Source organism: Rossellomorea sp. ABR4_004 (genome assembly GCF_056159585.1).
In genome coordinates this window covers 788,840-806,480 of the sequence record NZ_JBSWVM010000002.1, presented here as the reverse complement: position 1 = coordinate 806,480, position 17,641 = coordinate 788,840, and the positions used below count along the sequence as shown (strand labels likewise).

Sequence of the window (17,641 nt, the reverse complement as noted above, 5' to 3'; positions counted from 1 at the left end):
AGGAGAGGGTAACATGGAACACCTATATTTAACAGATGATCACGACATGTTCAGGCGATCATTAAGGAAGTTTTTAGAAAAGGAAGCATATCCTTACTACGATCAATGGGAGGAGGAGAGGATGATTCCCCGCTCCTTCTGGAAGAAGATGGGAGAGCAGGGCTATCTCTGCCCGGATATCGATGAACAATATGGCGGGAGTGAAGTGGACTGGGGGTTCTCGGTCATCATCAACGAGGAGATTGAGCGAGTTGGGTCCGGTCTTGTTGGCATCGGGCTTCATAATGATATTGTGGTTCCCTATCTCACAGCTTATGGAACGGAAGAGCAGAAAAAGCGCTGGCTCCCTAAATGTGCGACGGGGGAAATCATTACGGCCATTGCCATGACAGAGCCGGGAACAGGATCGGATCTTGCGAATATCAAGACAACGGCGGTCCTGGATGGTGATCACTACATCGTCAATGGTTCAAAAACGTTCATCACCAATGGGATTCACTCAGATCTGATTGTGGTAGCCTGTAAAACAGATCCAAAAGCGAGCCCGAAGCATAAGGGTGTCAGCCTTCTGGTGATCGAGCGGGATGCTCCCGGTTTTTCACGGGGAAGGAAGTTGAACAAGGTAGGTCTCCATTCTCAGGATACGGCAGAGCTCATTTTCGAGGACTGTATTGTACCGAAAGAAAACCTGCTTGGAGAAGAAGGGAAAGGTTTTGTTTATTTGATGGAAAAGCTTCAGCAGGAACGCTTGCTCGTGGCCATTGCCGCACAGACGGCATCGGAAGTGATGCTGAACCAGACCATCGATTATGTGAAAAGCCGTGATGCTTTCGGAAAGCCGGTGAGCAAATTCCAGAATACTCAGTTCAAAATCGCGGAAATGGCGACAGAAATCGAAATGGGCAGGGCATTTCTTGATCAGCTGATCGCTGAGCATATCGCAGGGGAAGATATCGTGACCAAGGTGTCCATGGCCAAGTGGAAGCTGACCGACAGTGCCAAGAAAATCGCAGCCGAATGCATGCAGCTCCATGGGGGATATGGATATATGGAAGAATACGAGATTGCGAGGAGATTCCGTGACATTCCCGTCGCGAGCATATACGCAGGAACCAATGAAATCATGAAGACGATTATTGCGAAGAACTTAGGTTTATAGAGTACGGAAGTTCAATCATAGAAAGGAAGATGGAACATGCGTGAAGTGGTCATTGTTGAAGGTGTGAGGACACCTGTAGGAAGAAGGAAGGGGCCATTAAAGGATATCCGCCCCGATGATCTAGCGGCTCAGGTGCTTGAAGAGGTGGTCAAACGGGCCGGGATTGATCCTGGACTCGTGGAAGATGTGATTCTTGGCTGCGTGTCTCAATCAGGGGAACAGGCAGGGGATATTGCCCGTGTATCTGCTTTGATAGCGGGGTTTCCGATAGAAGTACCCGGGACCACCATTGACCGGCAATGCGGCTCGAGCCAGCAGGCCGTGCATTTTGCATCACAGGCGATTTTAGCAGGGGACATGGATGTCGTGATCGCAGGCGGCGTGGAGAATATGTCCAGAGTTCCGATGGGATCCAACTATGGGGATGCCGTCCCTTTTAGCCCGAAGCTAAAAGGACGCTACGAAATCATCCATCAAGGATTATCAGCCGAACGGATCGCCGAAAAATATGGATTTTCCCGAAAGGAGCTCGATGAATTCTCGGCCGAAAGTCATCGTCGGGCGTTGAAGGCGCAGGGGGAAGGTCATTTTAAAAAAGAAATCATGCCGCTTCAAGTCACCGATGAAAATGGTGAAACCATCACTGTGAGCGAGGACTCTGGTCCAAGGGAAGGGACGACTCCGGACGTTTTGGCCGGTTTGAAGACGGTCTTCAAGGAAGACGGTGTCATCCATGCAGGTAACGCGAGCCAAATCAGTGACGGGGCAGCCGTCCTTCTATTGATGAGCCGGGAAAAGGCAGAGGAACTGGGATTGACACCGCGCTTCAAGGTTCATACACGAGTGGTTGTCGGCTCTGACCCTACTTTGATGCTGACAGGACCGATCCCGGCAACTGAAAAAGTACTGAAAAAGTCAGGATTGACGCTTGAGGATATTGATGTGTTTGAGGTCAACGAAGCCTTTGCCTCTGTTCCATTGGCCTGGCTCAAGGAAACAGGAGCGGATCCTGAGAAACTAAACCCGAATGGCGGAGCGATTGCCCTCGGTCACCCGCTCGGTGCAAGTGGGGCACGCTTGATGCTTACCATGATGCATGAGCTTGAAAGAACGGGAGGCCGTTATGGATTACAGACCATGTGCGAAGGCCATGGAATGGCGAATGCGACCATCATGGAGCGGCTCGGTTAAGAATGAAAATCCTGTCCCGGGCACGAATGAACAGGTTCAAACAAGGAGGTGCGATATCCCACCATGCTGAAGGGCATTCAAGTAATCGACTTTACCAACTATATACCGGGCCCTTTTACCACCCTGCGGCTTGCGGAACTTGGAGCGGAAGTGATCAAAGTAGAATCCCCGGAAGGAGATCCGGCAAGACATAATGGAAACGGCTTGGTGTTCAACGCTCATAACCGTGGCAAAAAAAGTATCGTCTTGAATCTGAAACAAGAAGAAGGGAGAAAGATTGCCCTTGACCTGATCGAAAAGGCTGATGTGCTCATTGAAAGCTTCCGGCCCGGCGTAATGGAAAAGCTTGGTCTTGGTTACAAAGAGGTCAAGAGTATCAATCCTGCCATGATCTACTGCTCCATCACTGGCTATGGGAACAGTGGGAAGATGTCTCAGCTCGGTAGTCATGATTTGAATTATATGAGTGTGAGCGGGGCTCTTGCGCAGCTGAAGGACAAGAGCGGAAGACCGGTTCATCCGAGCCATACGTTTGCCGACTATATCGGCGGATTAGCCGCAAGCGAAAGGATCCTGGCCGGGCTTGTGGCGAGGGGGATATCAGGAGAAGGAAGCTATCACTGCGTTTCCCTTGCGGAGAGCATGGCTTCCTTGATGACCAATCATGTCCTGATTGAAAAGGAAACAGGATACCCACATGGTGTTCAGGTCTTAAACGGTACCGTGATTTCATACGGTCTGTATGAAACGAAGGATAAGGGATTTGTCAGCCTCGCTGCACTGGAGCCGAAATTTTGGCGGAACTTTTGTCAGGCGCTTGGCAGGGAGGACTGGCTGTCCGCACACTACTCAAAGCCGGAAGCGGAAAATCCTGTACACTGTGAGCTGATCGATTTGTTTAGGGGCAAAACACGATCGGAGTGGACAGTCTTTGGCCAGGAAGTGGACTGCTGTCTTACCCCGGTTTTGGATGCGGGAGAGCTTGTTGAATACCCTGTATTTAAAGAGACGCGCTTTGTTACAGGTGAAGGAAAAGTGAACATGTACGGGGATTTGAATCGAGGGGCTGCCACACCGCCTCCGGAAAAAGGGGAACAGACTAAAGAGATTCTGAGAGACTGGCTTGACGTCACAGATGAGCAGATACTGGATTGGGAGAAGAAAGGTGCAATAGATTAAGAGAAGCGAAAGGGGAAATGTTGGTATGATGAATGTTCCATTAACAGTAGGTTCTCTATTGGAGAGAGCCGAAAAGTTTTTTCCAAAAAAGCAGGTCGTTTCAAGGACACTTTCTGGAATCCATCGTTTAACGTATAAGGAAATCGGTGAACGTACACGGAGGCTATCGAGTGCGCTTGAGAAGCTGGGTGTGAGGAAAGGAGACCGAGTCGGGACATTTGCGTGGAATCATCACCGACATCTGGAGGCCTACTTTGCCGCACCAGGAATGGGAGCGGTCATCCACACCATCAATATCCGCCTGTCTTCTGAACATGTATCTTACATTGTCAATCATGCAGAAGACAAGGTGTTATTAGTCGATGAGGATTTACTGCCCCTCATTGAGAAAAGCAAGGACCACTTTAAAACAGTGGAGGCCTATATCATCATGACCGACAAAGATGAGCTTCCGGAAACGACACTGGAACCCGTCTTTTCTTATGAAGAACTGTTGCGGGAAGCCAATACGGATTTCGAATTCGTAAAGGATATCGATGAAAATGAACCTGCCGGAATGTGCTACACATCTGCCACCACGGGTCTACCCAAGGGCGTTGTCTATTCTCATAGAGGAATTGTTCTGCACAGCTATGCTTTCGGTTTGGCGGATACGGCGGCCTTGTCGGAAAGAGATGTGGTCATGCCGGTCGTGCCTATGTTCCATGCCAATGCATGGGGAATGCCTTTCGCTGCAACCTGGTTCGGCTCGACGCAAGTCTTGCCTGGTCCGCTTTTTACTCCAAAGCTCTTGGCTGAACTGATTGAAGGGGAAGCAGTCACCTTCACCGCGGGAGTCCCGACTATTTGGCTTGGGCTTCTCAATGAACTGGAAAAAGGGGACTACACCACTTCTTCTCTACGATCCATCGTATGTGGCGGATCAGCAGCGCCGAGGGGAATGATCAAAGCGTTTGAAACGAAGTACAACATTCCATTCCTTCATGCTTACGGTATGACTGAGACGGCTCCCCTTGCAGTGGTTTCAAGACTTAAGAGCTATCAGACGGAACTTGATCAAGAGGAAATCCTTGATATCCGTTCAAAGCAAGGGCTCATTGTTCCAGGACTGGAAATGAAAGTGGTGGGGATCAATGGAGAAGTAAAATGGGACGGTGAGGAAATGGGCGAGATTCTGCTCCGTGGCCCGTGGATTGCAGATGAATATTATAAGGACGAGCGTTCCCAGGATGCGTTCAGGGATGGTTGGCTCTACACAGGTGACGTTGCGACTGTCGATGAAGAGGGAATCATCAAGCTTGTCGACCGGACAAAAGACCTGATCAAAAGCGGTGGGGAATGGATTTCATCCGTTGACCTTGAGAACGCGTTAATGGCACATGATGCCGTGTTCGAGGCGAGTATCGTGGCAGTCCCTCACGAGCAGTGGCAGGAACGCCCGGTTGCCTGCGTCGTGTTGAAGGAGCCTTATAAGGGTCAAGTCGGCAAACAAGAGCTAATTGATTTCATTGCCCCGCAATTCGCGAAGTGGTGGCTTCCTGATGAGATTGTCTTTATGGAAGAAATCCCGAAAACATCGGTGGGGAAATTCTTGAAGAGGGCACTGCGTGAGCAGCTGAAGGATCTGTTGGTGCAGAAATCTCAATAAAGGTGGATTCGCCCTGTTTCAGTGAGGAATTTTTTGAAAAAAGAAGGGTTTCTCCACTGGATACCGAAATCATTAGTGAATAATAGAATCCAAGGAGGTATGAATAATGGGAAGAATGGTACATTTCGAAGTGCACGTGGATGAAATGGAGAGAGCAAAGACGTTTTATGGAGAAGTATTCGGCTGGAAGTTCGAAGACTGGAGTGAATTCGCAGGAATGCCTTACTTTGGTGCGGTTACAGGGGATGAAAATGAGATGGGGATCAATGGCGCGTTGATGCAGCGTCAAAGTCCTCCACCACAACCGAATCAACCGATGAACGGGTATTCGTGTACGATGGGCGTGGAAAATTATGATCAAACGGAGAAACTCATTCTCGAACATGGCGGCAAGGTTGCCTTACCTAAGTACGCCCTGCCTGGTATGGCGTGGCAAGGTTACTACATAGATACAGAAGGCAATGTATTCGGAATTCATCAGCCTGATAAGGATGCGAAGTAGGTAGAATGGGTGTCTGACCTGAAAGGGTTAGGCGCTTTTTTTGTGAAAGATGTAGGAACTTGGGACCGGATCGATGTGGTAAAATAAGGATGTCAAAGAAAAAGGAGAGTGACCTGTAGAAGTCTACATCATCACTTTCTTTTCAAGCATCATCATATATAGAACCGTGCATTTCATGATTAAGCTATTCACGATCGCTTATAAACGACATGAACTTTCGTGACGATCTCGATCTTGGCAGGTATAACAGCAGCCTTCATCTTACCTTTTACCTTTAATGCATTGTTTACGTAATAAGACGAAATGAGGAGTCAACAATGCTGAAAAAAATAAGAATGACTATAAGCATCATCGTTCTGGGTTCATCACTCTATGGATTGATGTCAGATCATAACGACATCCTTCCCTTTACCATGGCAGGCTTGGCGGTCCTTATGGTGATCATGGGAGCGGAAGAACACCAGAAGGACCGGAAATCGTATCGGAGCTATTTGTTTTATGCCGTATCTGCTTTCTTGCTCCTGGTTTCCATCCAAGATATTATCTACTGAATTCTTCCTCTAGAAAAGAAGAATCCCCTTACGATAATCTTACTTTTATAACAATTAAAATAAGAAGAGAGTTATTTAAATCGACGATAAAACGAAACAGCTGCCTCTGCCATTTCCAGGATTTTCTGATGAAGATCAGCTGGTTCCACTACCCTCACCTGGTCAGCAAACCCGAGCAGATACCCTTTTGCTTCTTCTTCTGTATCAAACGAAAGGGTAACGGGTATCCAGTCTTTATTGGTTTTTTCGCCTATTTCAAGTACTCGTGCAAAGCGGCCGGTGAAGGTCAGCCTCGACAGGGTGGTGGGGCTGACCTGCACCTTCACTTCGTATGAAGGCAATTTTTTGATAAAGGACTGGGTTGAAGAATGCCAATATTGAGCCAGGTTAAAGCCCTTTGGTCGTTCAAATGTTTCCTCTAAAGGAACGGCAGATTGGATCCGGGAAGCCCTGTAATTCCGGATGTCTCCATCTTCTTTGGAGGCGATCAAATACCATTGATCACCCTTGGCCACCAGACCAAGCGGGGACACGTTACGATCATCCGTATGTCCGTCAGCCCGTTGATAAGTAATCGTCAGTTTGTTATCTGTCCATATGGCCTCTTTGATCACTTCCAAGGATGCTTGCTTTTCTTTCTGCTTCCGCCATGAGCTTGTGTCGATGTGGATCCGGTTCCACACATCTTTCGCGTTTTCACGGTAGATCAATGGAAGGGAGGCGATCAGTTTGTTTCTGGCTTCCTCTGACGTACGGGTCAAGCCGAGATCGTCGAGAAGGTGTGCTGACGGTGACACGAACAACGCTCGGATTTCGGATTCTTTCAAGCCGGTCAGATCCGTCTGATAGTCTTCGAGTAAGGACCATCCCCCGTTTTTCCCGCGCTCTGCCACAACGGGGATCCCTGTTCCGCTCAGTGCGTCCATGTCCCTGTAAATCGTCCGCTCGGAAACTTCCAATCTCTCTGACAGTTCTTTTGCGGTCATTTGGCCGTGTGTTTGTAATAATAAAAGAATGGATACCAGTCGGTCGCCTCTCATTTTCTCACCTTTTTTCTAAATGGATTAGTTTTATTTAATTAAATATGACAGTTGGTGTCAAGAATAGGATCGTATAATGAACGTATCTTGTAGATGAAAGGAATGGGATATATGAAATCACTGACTGGTAAGGTTGCACTTGTAACGGGAGGAAGCAGGGGAGCAGGACGCGCGATTGCCGTTGAATTGGGAAAAGCGGGAGCGACGGTATATGTCACGGGACGCAGCACAAAAGGGAATTCCACGCAAAACTTTCCTGGAACAATCGACGACACAGTTTCCCAAATAGAAGAGGCTGGTGGGAAAGGGATTGCGGTCCGTTGTGATCATACCATTGATTCAGAAACAGAAGCGGTCGTCAAACAAATCCGTGAAGAACAAGGGAAGTTGGATATTCTAATCAATAATGTGTGGGGAGCCCATGACATCGGAGTGAATCCGGGTCCGTTCTGGGAACTGCCCCTCACCAATTGGGATACGATGTTCACTGCCGGGGTGCGGGCTCAGCTGGCGACGAACCACTTTGCCATCCCGTTGCTCCGTGAGAATAAAGAAGCGCTTATCATTCACACGACTTTCTGGGATGATGGCAAGTACACGGGGCAGTTCTATTATGATCTGGCGAAAAATGCACTGGTGCGTATGGCGTACGGACTTTCAGAAGAACTAAAAGAGGATCATATCACGGTCCTTGCCGTTTCGCCGGGATTCATGAGAACAGAGCTTGTACTCGACCATATGGGAGTGGACGAGGAAAGCTGGCAGGAATCTGAAGACTTAAGGAAATCGGAGACCCCTTATTATGTTGGACGTGCCATCACGGCGCTCTCGATGGATCCAGGGGTGATGGAGAAGACGGGTCACGTGTTGAAAGCCGGAGACTTGGCGAAGGAGTATGGATTCACGGATGTGGATGGACGTTACATTCCGCCGTTTACGATGTAGGATGGGGGTCCCCCTTTTAAAGGGGGCTTTTTCTATTTGTAAACTCCATTCTTAATCAACCTATAAGCCGAATAGACTATTCATGATAACCACTTTCAAAAGGAATAGGGGTGGCATGATGTTTTCGGTGACAGAGATGCGTACGTTCGAGTTGTTTTCTGTTCCACATATTGCTGTGCTTTTGATGTTTGTGGCTATATCGTTTATGCTTGTCTACTTTAGACGCTTCCTGAAGAGGTATCAGTCATACATGAAGGGGACGTTCTTCTGGATGTTGGTTCTGTCAGAAGTATCGTGGCATATCTGGCTCGTCGCAACAGGGACTTGGGAGGTGGGTGATCTGCCTCTGCAGCTTTGTTCCGTCAGTACCTTTATCGCGATTTATTTATTCCTGAAGCCTAATCAGAAGGCATTCTATCTGCTGTTCTTCATCGGATTTCTTCCTCCGATCTTAAGCATGGTAACACCTGAAATGGCATATCAATTTCCTCACTTTCGCTTTCTTAAATACTTCCTTCACCACGGAGCCATTGCGTGGTCCGTCCTATATTTCATCGTGTATGAGGGATACCGGGTGCCAAGAAAAGCGGTATGGACCGGCTTCCTGATGGTCAATCTTCTTGCCCTGCCGATCTTCTTTCTTAACCTTCTTCTCGACACGAATTTCTTCTATTTAGCCAATCCTACGGAATCTAAAACGATCCTTTCCTTTTTCGGTTCGGGTGTCATGTATTATATCAATCTGGAAATTGCGGCACTTGTGGTGTTTTTCATGACGTATCTTCCGATGGAGATGCTTGTGAAGCGGGAGAAGATGAATGGGTAACTCTTTTCTGATTTCTTTTTCGGTGGAAGTAAAATATGTGAATCTGAAAGGCTCTCCCACCATTACGGTGGGAGAGCCTTCTTTCCTTAAACTTGAATCTCAAACTGCTTTGTATACAGTCGGGAATAAGGACCAACTTGTTTCAGTAACGCTTGATGGGTTCCTTCTTCAACGATCTTTCCATCTGACAACACCACTATTCTTTCAGCGTTCCGGATGGTCGATAAACGATGGGCAATCACGAGGGTCGTTCTTCCTTTTGCCAGTAACTCCAGGGATTCCTTGACGATGCTTTCGCTTTCGTTATCCAGGGCACTCGTGGCTTCATCGAGAATGAGGATGGGCGGGTTCTTTAAGAAGACACGGGCAATACTGAGCCGCTGCTTCTGACCTCCGGATAATCGCACGCCACGCTGTCCAATTTCGGAATGATACCCTTGTGGCAAAAGGGTAATGAATTCGTGGGCGTTCGCCTGCTGAGCAGCCATCATCACCTCTTCGTCTGTCGCTTCCGGATGCCCGTAGCGGATATTATCCATGACGGTTCCTGAAAAAAGGTACACATCCTGCTGAACAATCCCGATGTTGCTTCTGAGAAAATTCAAGTCTAAATTTTTCACATTTTCACCATCTACATAGATCCCGCCACCCGTGACGTCATAAAAGCGCGGGATGAGGGAGCAAAGGGTCGTCTTTCCGGCTCCGGATGGTCCAACGATGGCTGCGTATTCACCTGGAAGGATCTCCAAAGATAAATCGTTGAATACCGGCTCTAGGGACGAGTCGTATTGAAATGAGATGTTTTTCAATGAAATGTGTCCCTTCACGTTAGAGAGAGACTTTGCTTCAGGCTCATTTTCAATAGCCGGTTTGGTGTTCATGATTTCCATGAACCGCTGAAAACCTGTGATCCCCTCCTGGAATTGCGTACTCATATGGGTGAGCCTCTGGATCGGTTCGATCATAAAGCCTATATACAGCAGAAAGGTAATCAAATCAGCCAGGTCAAGGGACGCATTCACAATCTGAATGGATCCGAAGATGACGATGGTGATCGTGATCAGTTGAATGAATGCTTCCGTCCCGTTATAGAAGTAAGCTTCTGCACGATAGGTTCCCTTCCGGCTCTCCAGAAATCGTTGATTCTCCCGGTTGAATTTACTGATTTCAAGAGATTCATTGGCAAACGACTGAACGACGCGAATGCCGGATAAGGAATCCTCCACCTGGGCATTGATATCGCCGATCCGCTCTTTGTTATCCGTCAACGACCGGTTCAGCTTCTTATTGAAATAAAGCGGAAAGAAACCGAGGACCGGAAAGAAACAGAAGACGGTAAGGGTAAGAGGAGCATTGATCCAGAACAGAATCACAAACGCTCCAAGAAAACGAACGAGGTATTTCACATAATCTTCAGGACCGTGATGATAAAGCTCCGATACCATTAAGAGATCATTCGTCACCCGGCTCATCAACCGGCCCGTCTTCTCTTTATCATAAAAGTTGAAAGAAAGCTTCTGCAGGTGAGCGAATAATTCACCTCTCATATCGGTCTCCATTCGCGCCCCGATCTCATGCCCCTTGTAGTCCACAATATAATTGCCGATATTTTGGGCAATCACAAGAAGAACCATCAAAACGCCTACCCAAAGGACATCGGCAAAAGCCGTGGAAAGACTTCCGGCCAGAACATCCTTCGTCACATAACGAACAAGCAACGGAAAAACGAGAGTCAGGGAAGACGTGATCAACGCACAGAACAATACAATCAGAAAAATTGAACGATACGGCTTGTAATACGAAAGAAATTTTTTCACTGGAAATGACATACTATACCCCTTTATGTGTTAGTTCACAAAACACATATAAGAGGGAAAACCGTCAACGTTAAAAAGGTGTTCCACCCTTATATGTTTGTACGGTTACCATATCAATGTTTCTCATGAAAACAGCCTCCTTTAGTTTCGATATTTACATTGTATGATGGGGAGGTAAAAATATAAAGTTAATTTTCTGATAATAAAGGTGAACATGTGCAAACAACAAATGGATAAAAACTTTTATCTCAAGGCATCCAGTTTTGATTCAAATCTCTATATAAAGGTCGAGGGTGAATGGGTGATCAGTGGAAGGGGGTAACGCAAAGTGGTGATATGGTACGAATTCAATTACTAGAGGCAGGGGTATACACCTAAAATGGCGACCCTCCATTCCCCATGCCCGAAACACAAGAAAACTGAACCTCTTTTTGTGCTGGACGTCCATTACAGGGGTGAAAAGATTTTAAGTATGAAGGTGAACATGCGTGAAGAACAGGAGAACAGGTGGGGGAATGCTACTGAATGAAGCAAAGTCTTTCTTTCAGGTGTCACCCGAAAGGAAGACTTCATAAGTATTGATTTAACTTCTCGTAAATCGATAATAGATAGTGTCTTTCCTCTTTGGTTAGCTTCTCAAAAAGGTTTTGCCGCAGGGCTTGTCCTTCTTGTGAGGCTTTGTGGGTCATTTCGATTCCGAGATCCGTAATTTCCAGGTAGCTGATTCTGCGATCGTTCTCATCGATGAGACGGACCACCAGTTTTTTTGTCACTAGTTTTTCGGCTAAGTGGGTCAGGGATGGGGGAGTAATGCCCAGGTTCTTAGCGATATCAGACGGACGGCTTTTGCCGTTTACCCGCAAATGACTTAGGACAAGAATGTGGGAAATTCCAAGGCTTTCTTTAAATCCCTTGTTCCATTGGATTATTAATTTATTTGTAACTTGGTCCATTGTATGGAGCAATTCAAATATTGTTTGATCTTTCATAATGGGAAGGGCCTTCTTTCTGTTTAAGGATAAGAAGCCCCTAGTAGGAAAGGGGCTTTAAGCATTACTTTTCTTACCATACCATATTATTGAGCGGAAAATCCTCCATCAATGACTAATTCGGCACCTGTGATAAATGAGGATTCGTCTGACGCAAAATATAATGCTGCATGGGCGATGTCCTCTGGCTTACCTAAGCGTTGCAAAGGGGTTGCCTGAACCAATTGTTGAAGAAGACCTTTGGATTCTTGCAGGGCTTGAGTCATTGGAGTTTCAATAATTCCAGGAAAAAGGGCGTTTACTCGCACGCCTTGGCGACCGAATGTAGTGGCCGCTGCTTTTGACAGGGATCGCACAGCTCCTTTGGAGGCTGTATAATGATTAAACCCCTGACCGATTTGTGCTGTATAGGAAGATATATTAATAATGGATCCCGTTTGCTTTTGTGCCATCAAAGGTGCTACATGCTTGATACCTGCGAACGGACCATAACCATTGATTGATAGCATCTTATCCCAATCTCCCAGTCCGATTTCCTGGTAGGGCTTTTCTGATGAAATACCAGCATTATTGACCAGGATATCGATTTTACCAAATCGGTTATTTACGTCATGGGCAAGCGTCTCCCATTCTTCATCGGACGTGACGTTTAACTTCATTCCATACACATTCTTCTTTTCGCTTGCTTTTTTTAATGCCATTTCATTAATATCTGCAGCGATCACAATCGCACCCTCTTTACTGAAGAGATCGACCATCTTTTCACCTATACCTGAAGCACCGCCTGTAATGATTGCTACTTTATTGTCCAGTCTTCCCATCATGTTTCCCTCCATTACCTTCTTTAATTGATCTATTTTCGTTTCTATCGACAATGGCAGCCTGAGCCTCCTTGCTTTTATTTAGATGTCTAATTATTAGACATCTAAATAATATCATCTTTCACATCAGAAATCATGGGGTTTGATTTGAATAATTTTACCAGGGAAGAGGTTGTGCTAGCTTCAGATATAGAAGGGAAGCATGATAATCACGTGAGGCTTAGGGTGATCCCTGATCACTGTTTGTGTGGCGAGGGGTCGAAGACGGAAAAATAGTTGGAGGAACCAACATGTACAGGTTTCCTGCTTTATTAAGTGGTGGATGGCCAGATGGTTTATGTTCCTTGGAACCGGTTAAACTAGCTTTAACCAATAGCCACACTGAGGAGGAAAAGGATGTTCTTGCAGGGGCAAATGATAACAGGTGAGTTTGACTCAACCATGAATGAATTTTCTTTACAGAAAGTGAAAGAATTCGATACACAAACGGTCCTTAATAAAAATCAGATCGATAGTATTTATCACTATTTAAAAAAGCATGAACACGAGATGGATGGGCAGATCATCACGTTAAACGATCAAGTACTTGTACGCTTATCTCACAGTGAATTAAACCAGTTACTTGGTGATATGGAGAGAGTGTTGTCTATGTATCACTAGTATGGAGTTGGGGAATAGGATGCTGCTGCATACCGGAGCCCTTAGAATTTGGTGATTGATTAGTAAAGAAGGTCCGTCCCTCATGTGGATTGAGGGACGGACCTTCTTTACTTCCCTATAAATTGATGTACCGAGTAAATGAATGCTTACTGCCTCGGACCAAGCAGCATCACACCAACCCCAACCAAACAAATGCCGGCACCCACCCAGTCATACACATCTGGAGTCTTCTTATCGATTCCCCATCCCCATAGGACGGACAACACAATGAACACCCCGCCATAAGCGGCGTAGACCCGCCCGAATGAGGGGAAGGACTGGAAGGTTGCGATGACACCGTACAGGGCAAGGGCAATTCCGCCGGCGAGTCCCCAAGAGAGTGGTTTCCCTTCCCGGAGCCATAGCCAGATGAGGTAGCCTCCGCCGATTTCCGCAATCCCGGCAAGGACGAATAAGATGATGGCATTTAGCATGAGGATCACTTCCTTTACAAGTTTAGGTACTTGGATTATAACGCACTTCGATGCCTAAGGTTTAAAATCCAGCTTTCCAAACATTTGTCTATTTCCACCAAACCTTCTACAATAAGAGGAACAAGAGATGTTCACTCGTCTCATGACGGAGGTGGAAGTGAAATGGATAACACCGAAAAGCATTTTTCAGAGGAAAAGTTTTGGGATAAGTTGAAAAGGTATGGCTTGAAGGCGGGACATTCCGTTGTGTATACGGCGCTGCTTCTTTATTTTGTCCTGCAAAAACCGGATGTTCCGAAGAAGTCGAAGATGATCATCATCGGGGCACTTGGCTATTTCATCCTTCCGACAGACTTCATTCCCGATATGGCAGTGGGAGTTGGTTTCACTGACGACTTTGGTGCGCTGGGTATTGCTTTACTGCAGGTGGCCATGTATATCGATGATGAAGTGAAAGCGAAGGCCAAGGCGAAGTTGAGTGACTGGTTCGGGGATGATGTGGATACGTCTGAGGTTGATGGGAAGTTGTAGGGAGCCCCTTTGGAAGAGATTCATCCCTTTGCTCCCAAATAAAAGGCGCCTGGTTCTGATGAGTTTTCTCTTCAGGCCAAGTGCCTTTTTTAATGGGTATTCATCATGTGATCAATCTGCACCCGGTCATAATCCAATATCCAATCATGACATTCTCTGTATAGGGAACGCAGGTCCTTTTTATCAGACGCGATGATGTCGCAACCACGGTCATCGTAAAGATGGAAAATCATCTTTCGTGTGACATTCACGAAGTAAATATCGATACCCGCGTGTTGGGAACCTTTTAAGAGTTGAGTCGGATGTGGGAAGTCCTCGTAGGAAATCGCCATTAGGAGTTGTTGATACCGGATATCAAGCTTTTGACAAGGCAGGATGAACCGATGGGTGACCATGTTTTCATCCTCTTCTTCAATATGGAAGAGCTCATAAAAAAGCTTGTACCTAGTTTCTTTACGCCTGATATATTTCTGATACACTTTTGTGGGTCTATTCTCAAGAAATCGGTCATGCTTTATCGTATGAACATCCGTAATAAGAAGGATATCATCTGAATCCTTGAATACCTGATCGAATAGACGAGTGGTTCGATCCTTTATTTGCTTCAGGTTCCTCTTGTTTAAATGTTCGACGCCAGGAATGGATATTTCAAAGCGCAGACCATATGTAGACGAATAAAATAGGGATGGCCGAAGCACTAGACCGTCGAAATGATTTTGCATAAAAGGGTATAATTTATTCTGCATACAAGACTCCTATATGAAATGATTGAGATGGATCATACATGGTCCAACGTCTTCTGTTCCTCTTTTTTTTCATATTTTTTCGTAAAGTAAAGCGTAAGGATCACACCGAGTACCACTATGCCGATACAAACAGATAGAGGGAAGTCCCACCGTGTATAGAGGACTGTCGAAGCCCCGATGATCGTGATCCATTCGAAGGCTAAAAAGGATTTAAGGTATTTCATTGTATGCGCTCCTTTTGTTCCAATATTTTAATTTGAGATAGTAATTGATAATCATCCATTACTTTTCATCGAATAAATCCTCGTCTCCTTGTGGTTCTTTAATTCCATGCTTATCTTCGAGGAATTGCCCGATGGAGGAGTTGTTGATGCCGTCTCTAACGGCTCTTTCAATAACCAGGTAAAAGATTAGTAGGCTAAAAAGTGCCCCCAGAATCATAAATGGGAGTTCCATACTAACACCTCCGAATAAATTAATCCTATTCGATTCTTTGAATCTTCAAACCAGGTACAGTGTGGATTAATTGTCTGTAATAATCAGACCGAATGGAAAAGCCACCAAATTCCTCATGGGTGGTGGATGAAAACCAGGTGAACGAATTTTTGATAAAGGTTAAGTCTTCCGGCAAATTTGGAGCCACCCAGTCATATAAACCATTGGCATGTTGTTGCAGTAACTTGCAGGTTTGTTCATTTGATTCCATTAGATAAACGGTGGCCGGTGGTCCCATGGTGATGGTATTTGCCCATTCTTTTGTTTGGTATGATTCGATGATGTGTTGTTTAAACTCTGCAAGAACATCCTGATCATAAGAAAGTTCTTTTCTTGTGATGAAGTAAAAAGTATCTGAATGGTCGCAAAGCACTTTGATGAGGGCTTGGTACGTTTCATCTATGGGGTTGGTGGTCAGGTCCCAGTATTCTATTTTATTCATCTTATTTTTCTCTCTCTTTCTTGAAGAATCCAAAACTAATGTACCCACCCATTCAAGAAGGATGATGCCTGCTAAAAACAGGGCGGCCGAACATATAAGGGAAATCGATTGCTGTGAACGAATCATCTGGCCCCCTTTGTTATCCCTGAAAATATTTTAGCATAATTTTCCTTTTTAAATGAACTCTTTTTTACATTGTAATGGTGAGTGATTTGTATGTGGTAAAATAAGGATAGTTTAATAAAGGGGGAATGACCATGTACAAACATATCATTTGGGACTTCGATGGCACACTTTTTGATACATATCCCGTGATGGCGGGCAGCTTCAAGGAAACGCTGGATAGTCATGGATTCGAAGAGCCGTTAGAGGAAATTATGAAACAGATGAAGGTATCGATTTCGTCTGCTCTAAAACACTATGAAAAAAAGTATGGCATTGGGAAAGAATTCGTCATAGCCTACGATTCCCGGAGAAAAGAAGTGGAATTCGATTTGTCCAAGCCCTTTGTAGGGATCGGGGAGCTTTGTAAGTATATTCATGAAACAGGCAGAAAGAATTATTTGTACACTCACAGAGGCGAGTCTTCGATCAAGATGCTGGAGAATTCCGGGCTGTCGTGCTATTTTTCTGACTTCATCACCTCCCAGCACGGGTTTGAGCGAAAGCCGAGTCCGGATGCCATACGGCACTTGATCCAAACCCATCATATCGATCATTCGGAAGCGATCATGATCGGGGATCGGGATTTGGATTTAGAGTCTGGGAAGAATGCCGGGATCAGTTCCTGCTTTTTTACGGATAAGATGGAAGAGAATCCTCATGCTGATTTTGTTGTGACGAGTGCGGAAGAATTGTATTCAATCATTTGAGGTTTGTGATTGGGTTCAATGGCTGCAGTGAGTGACAAACTTAAGTGAGCCGAGCAGGAAGCATTTGTCATTAGCAAGACAAGCGGTTCGTCCTATAGGATGACCGCTTTTTATACTGCAAAAACATAATCGGTCATTTTCATGCTCATACTATAGCATATACGTTTGAAGGAGCGAGTACCATGACTGAATCCCAGCAGACCATGCTTGGCCGTTTAAAAGAGATCCAGGAGAATCAAACTGAAATGTGGACCAGCTACTGGCAGCAATATTCTGATTTTGCCACCTGGCCATTTTGGGTGTTGGCAGCATTGTTTATTCTTCCATTGATTGTGCTATTTTTTGTGTTGGATAAGCGAAAGGCCCTTCTTATAGGATTCTATGGGTATAATGTCCATGTATTCTTTACATACGTAGATGCCATAGGAGCCAACATGGTGGAATGGTTCTATCCATATAAAATTTTCCCGGTGCTCGCGAGCTCGGTTTCATTGGATGTGTCCTTGGTCCCGGTTGCCTATATGCTCATGTATCAATTTACATTAAATCGTCATAAAAATTACTACCTGTTCATGTTTCTACTCAGTGCAGTCTTTGCATTTGCTTTCAAGCCATTGCTTGTTGCGATAGGTCTGTTTGAGATGAGCAGGGGGACGAATTATTTCACCTTATTCATTGGATACGTAGTTGTCGGACTGATTGCAAAATGGATTACGAATGTCTTTGTTTATTTTGAAAAGAAAGTCCATTGATT

At 45.6% G+C, this 17,641-nt stretch carries 21 protein-coding genes; 12 read left to right on the top strand and 9 right to left on the bottom strand.

The genetic code is table 11. The annotated features are described in order from the left end of the window. Window positions 1-13 precede the first annotated feature (13 nt). The 6 genes from ACXAF2_RS17045 to ACXAF2_RS17020 all read left to right on the top strand — a co-directional run bounded on the left by ACXAF2_RS17045 (window position 14) and on the right by ACXAF2_RS17020 (window position 6,230). The gene (locus ACXAF2_RS17045) at window positions 14-1,159 is read left to right on the top strand and encodes an acyl-CoA dehydrogenase family protein (protein ID WP_475140359.1); all 1,146 of its coding nucleotides are present in this window, start codon (window positions 14-16) and stop codon (window positions 1,157-1,159) included. Between the two features lie 36 nt (window positions 1,160-1,195). Continuing rightward, window positions 1,196-2,350, top strand: a complete 1,155-nt coding sequence (locus tag ACXAF2_RS17040) for a thiolase family protein (protein WP_475140358.1) — start codon at window positions 1,196-1,198, stop codon at window positions 2,348-2,350. A 63-nt stretch (window positions 2,351-2,413) separates the two neighbouring features. Then, entirely contained in the window at window positions 2,414-3,529 is a 1,116-nt protein-coding gene (locus ACXAF2_RS17035) for a CaiB/BaiF CoA transferase family protein (protein ID WP_475140356.1), read from the top strand. Between the two features lie 25 nt (window positions 3,530-3,554). Next, window positions 3,555-5,177, top strand: a complete 1,623-nt coding sequence (locus tag ACXAF2_RS17030) for a long-chain fatty acid--CoA ligase (RefSeq protein WP_475140354.1) — start codon at window positions 3,555-3,557, stop codon at window positions 5,175-5,177. A gap of 106 nt (window positions 5,178-5,283) precedes the next feature. Continuing rightward, the gene (locus ACXAF2_RS17025) at window positions 5,284-5,679 is read left to right on the top strand and encodes a VOC family protein (RefSeq protein ID WP_475140352.1); all 396 of its coding nucleotides are present in this window, start codon (window positions 5,284-5,286) and stop codon (window positions 5,677-5,679) included. A 317-nt stretch (window positions 5,680-5,996) separates the two neighbouring features. Next, window positions 5,997-6,230, top strand: coding sequence for a hypothetical protein (locus ACXAF2_RS17020; RefSeq protein ID WP_475140351.1), 234 nt, complete (start codon window positions 5,997-5,999; stop codon window positions 6,228-6,230). 71 nt (window positions 6,231-6,301) lie between these two features. Here ACXAF2_RS17020 and ACXAF2_RS17015 read toward each other — a convergent pair whose 3' ends face one another. After that, the gene (locus tag ACXAF2_RS17015) at window positions 6,302-7,270 is read right to left on the bottom strand and encodes a helix-turn-helix transcriptional regulator (protein WP_475140350.1); all 969 of its coding nucleotides are present in this window, start codon (window positions 7,268-7,270) and stop codon (window positions 6,302-6,304) included. A 111-nt stretch (window positions 7,271-7,381) separates the two neighbouring features. Here ACXAF2_RS17015 and ACXAF2_RS17010 point away from each other — a divergent pair, with 111 nt between their 5' ends. After that, entirely contained in the window at window positions 7,382-8,215 is an 834-nt protein-coding gene (locus tag ACXAF2_RS17010; protein ID WP_475140349.1) for an SDR family NAD(P)-dependent oxidoreductase, read from the top strand. A gap of 118 nt (window positions 8,216-8,333) precedes the next feature. Then, window positions 8,334-9,041, top strand: a complete 708-nt coding sequence (locus tag ACXAF2_RS17005; RefSeq protein WP_475140347.1) for a YwaF family protein — start codon at window positions 8,334-8,336, stop codon at window positions 9,039-9,041. An 86-nt stretch (window positions 9,042-9,127) separates the two neighbouring features. On the opposite strand, the gene ACXAF2_RS17000 is transcribed toward ACXAF2_RS17005, so the two are convergent. The 3 genes from ACXAF2_RS17000 to ACXAF2_RS16990 form a co-directional block, all read right to left on the bottom strand. Next, a complete protein-coding gene (locus ACXAF2_RS17000; RefSeq protein ID WP_475140345.1) occupies window positions 9,128-10,870 on the bottom strand; it encodes an ABC transporter ATP-binding protein in 1,743 nt (580 codons plus the stop codon). 557 nt (window positions 10,871-11,427) lie between these two features. Continuing rightward, entirely contained in the window at window positions 11,428-11,847 is a 420-nt protein-coding gene (locus ACXAF2_RS16995; RefSeq protein ID WP_475140344.1) for a MarR family winged helix-turn-helix transcriptional regulator, read from the bottom strand. Window positions 11,848-11,933: 86 nt separating this feature from the next. Then, window positions 11,934-12,668, bottom strand: a complete 735-nt coding sequence (locus ACXAF2_RS16990) for an SDR family NAD(P)-dependent oxidoreductase (protein ID WP_475140438.1) — start codon at window positions 12,666-12,668, stop codon at window positions 11,934-11,936. Between the two features lie 396 nt (window positions 12,669-13,064). On the opposite strand from ACXAF2_RS16990, the gene ACXAF2_RS16985 reads away from it, so the two are divergent. Continuing rightward, a complete protein-coding gene (locus ACXAF2_RS16985) occupies window positions 13,065-13,328 on the top strand; it encodes a hypothetical protein (RefSeq protein ID WP_475140343.1) in 264 nt (87 codons plus the stop codon). A gap of 146 nt (window positions 13,329-13,474) precedes the next feature. Here the strand turns inward: ACXAF2_RS16985 and ACXAF2_RS16980 are convergent, their stop codons facing one another. Next, window positions 13,475-13,801, bottom strand: coding sequence for a YnfA family protein (locus tag ACXAF2_RS16980; RefSeq protein WP_282137517.1), 327 nt, complete (start codon window positions 13,799-13,801; stop codon window positions 13,475-13,477). A 162-nt stretch (window positions 13,802-13,963) separates the two neighbouring features. Here ACXAF2_RS16980 and ACXAF2_RS16975 point away from each other — a divergent pair, with 162 nt between their 5' ends. Further along, entirely contained in the window at window positions 13,964-14,332 is a 369-nt protein-coding gene (locus ACXAF2_RS16975; protein ID WP_475140341.1) for a YkvA family protein, read from the top strand. 89 nt (window positions 14,333-14,421) lie between these two features. Here ACXAF2_RS16975 and ACXAF2_RS16970 read toward each other — a convergent pair whose 3' ends face one another. The 4 genes from ACXAF2_RS16970 to ACXAF2_RS16955 are packed head-to-tail and all read right to left on the bottom strand — an operon-like array spanning window position 14,422 to window position 16,141. Next, window positions 14,422-15,078 carry a DUF3885 domain-containing protein gene (locus tag ACXAF2_RS16970; protein WP_475140340.1) on the bottom strand — a complete coding sequence of 219 codons (657 nt, stop codon included), beginning with the start codon at window positions 15,076-15,078 and terminating at the stop codon, window positions 14,422-14,424. A gap of 32 nt (window positions 15,079-15,110) precedes the next feature. Continuing rightward, window positions 15,111-15,302 (bottom strand): hypothetical protein, encoded by a 192-nt coding sequence (locus tag ACXAF2_RS16965; protein ID WP_475140339.1) that lies wholly within the window; start codon window positions 15,300-15,302, stop codon window positions 15,111-15,113. Window positions 15,303-15,360: 58 nt separating this feature from the next. Then, complete coding sequence (locus ACXAF2_RS16960; protein ID WP_475140337.1) at window positions 15,361-15,534, bottom strand: hypothetical protein; 174 nt, start codon at window positions 15,532-15,534, stop codon at window positions 15,361-15,363. A 25-nt stretch (window positions 15,535-15,559) separates the two neighbouring features. Continuing rightward, window positions 15,560-16,141 carry a hypothetical protein gene (locus ACXAF2_RS16955; protein ID WP_475140336.1) on the bottom strand — a complete coding sequence of 194 codons (582 nt, stop codon included), beginning with the start codon at window positions 16,139-16,141 and terminating at the stop codon, window positions 15,560-15,562. Between the two features lie 131 nt (window positions 16,142-16,272). Between ACXAF2_RS16955 and ACXAF2_RS16950 the strand changes: the two genes are divergently transcribed. Together ACXAF2_RS16950 and ACXAF2_RS16945 are read left to right on the top strand one after the other, a co-directional pair. Further along, a complete protein-coding gene (locus tag ACXAF2_RS16950) occupies window positions 16,273-16,887 on the top strand; it encodes an HAD-IA family hydrolase (RefSeq protein WP_475140335.1) in 615 nt (204 codons plus the stop codon). Between the two features lie 182 nt (window positions 16,888-17,069). Further along, window positions 17,070-17,639: a CBO0543 family protein gene (locus ACXAF2_RS16945; RefSeq protein ID WP_475140333.1), complete on the top strand. Its 570-nt coding sequence runs from the start codon at window positions 17,070-17,072 to the stop codon at window positions 17,637-17,639. Window positions 17,640-17,641 lie beyond the last annotated feature (2 nt).

What these genes read in the sequence shown, in the direction of transcription:
- ACXAF2_RS17035 (WP_475140356.1), top strand. Translation starts at nt 2,414, where the DNA reads ATGCTGAAGGGCATTCAAGTAATCGACTTTACCAACTATATACCGGGC.
- ACXAF2_RS17005 (WP_475140347.1), top strand. Translation starts at nt 8,334, where the DNA reads ATGTTTTCGGTGACAGAGATGCGTACGTTCGAGTTGTTTTCTGTTCCA.
- ACXAF2_RS16985 (WP_475140343.1), top strand. Translation starts at nt 13,065, where the DNA reads ATGTTCTTGCAGGGGCAAATGATAACAGGTGAGTTTGACTCAACCATG.
- ACXAF2_RS16960 (WP_475140337.1), bottom strand. Translation starts at nt 15,534, where the DNA reads ATGGAACTCCCATTTATGATTCTGGGGGCACTTTTTAGCCTACTAATC.
- ACXAF2_RS17000 (WP_475140345.1), bottom strand. Translation starts at nt 10,870, where the DNA reads ATGTCATTTCCAGTGAAAAAATTTCTTTCGTATTACAAGCCGTATCGT.
- ACXAF2_RS16975 (WP_475140341.1), top strand. Translation starts at nt 13,964, where the DNA reads ATGGATAACACCGAAAAGCATTTTTCAGAGGAAAAGTTTTGGGATAAG.
- ACXAF2_RS17020 (WP_475140351.1), top strand. Translation starts at nt 5,997, where the DNA reads ATGCTGAAAAAAATAAGAATGACTATAAGCATCATCGTTCTGGGTTCA.
- ACXAF2_RS17040 (WP_475140358.1), top strand. Translation starts at nt 1,196, where the DNA reads ATGCGTGAAGTGGTCATTGTTGAAGGTGTGAGGACACCTGTAGGAAGA.
- ACXAF2_RS17010 (WP_475140349.1), top strand. Translation starts at nt 7,382, where the DNA reads ATGAAATCACTGACTGGTAAGGTTGCACTTGTAACGGGAGGAAGCAGG.
- ACXAF2_RS16990 (WP_475140438.1), bottom strand. Translation starts at nt 12,668, where the DNA reads ATGGGAAGACTGGACAATAAAGTAGCAATCATTACAGGCGGTGCTTCA.
- ACXAF2_RS16950 (WP_475140335.1), top strand. Translation starts at nt 16,273, where the DNA reads ATGTACAAACATATCATTTGGGACTTCGATGGCACACTTTTTGATACA.
- ACXAF2_RS17045 (WP_475140359.1), top strand. Translation starts at nt 14, where the DNA reads ATGGAACACCTATATTTAACAGATGATCACGACATGTTCAGGCGATCA.
- ACXAF2_RS16945 (WP_475140333.1), top strand. Translation starts at nt 17,070, where the DNA reads ATGACTGAATCCCAGCAGACCATGCTTGGCCGTTTAAAAGAGATCCAG.
- ACXAF2_RS16980 (WP_282137517.1), bottom strand. Translation starts at nt 13,801, where the DNA reads ATGCTAAATGCCATCATCTTATTCGTCCTTGCCGGGATTGCGGAAATC.
- ACXAF2_RS17015 (WP_475140350.1), bottom strand. Translation starts at nt 7,270, where the DNA reads ATGAGAGGCGACCGACTGGTATCCATTCTTTTATTATTACAAACACAC.
- ACXAF2_RS17030 (WP_475140354.1), top strand. Translation starts at nt 3,555, where the DNA reads ATGATGAATGTTCCATTAACAGTAGGTTCTCTATTGGAGAGAGCCGAA.
- ACXAF2_RS16970 (WP_475140340.1), bottom strand. Translation starts at nt 15,078, where the DNA reads ATGCAGAATAAATTATACCCTTTTATGCAAAATCATTTCGACGGTCTA.
- ACXAF2_RS16955 (WP_475140336.1), bottom strand. Translation starts at nt 16,141, where the DNA reads ATGATTCGTTCACAGCAATCGATTTCCCTTATATGTTCGGCCGCCCTG.
- ACXAF2_RS16995 (WP_475140344.1), bottom strand. Translation starts at nt 11,847, where the DNA reads ATGAAAGATCAAACAATATTTGAATTGCTCCATACAATGGACCAAGTT.
- ACXAF2_RS17025 (WP_475140352.1), top strand. Translation starts at nt 5,284, where the DNA reads ATGGGAAGAATGGTACATTTCGAAGTGCACGTGGATGAAATGGAGAGA.
- ACXAF2_RS16965 (WP_475140339.1), bottom strand. Translation starts at nt 15,302, where the DNA reads ATGAAATACCTTAAATCCTTTTTAGCCTTCGAATGGATCACGATCATC.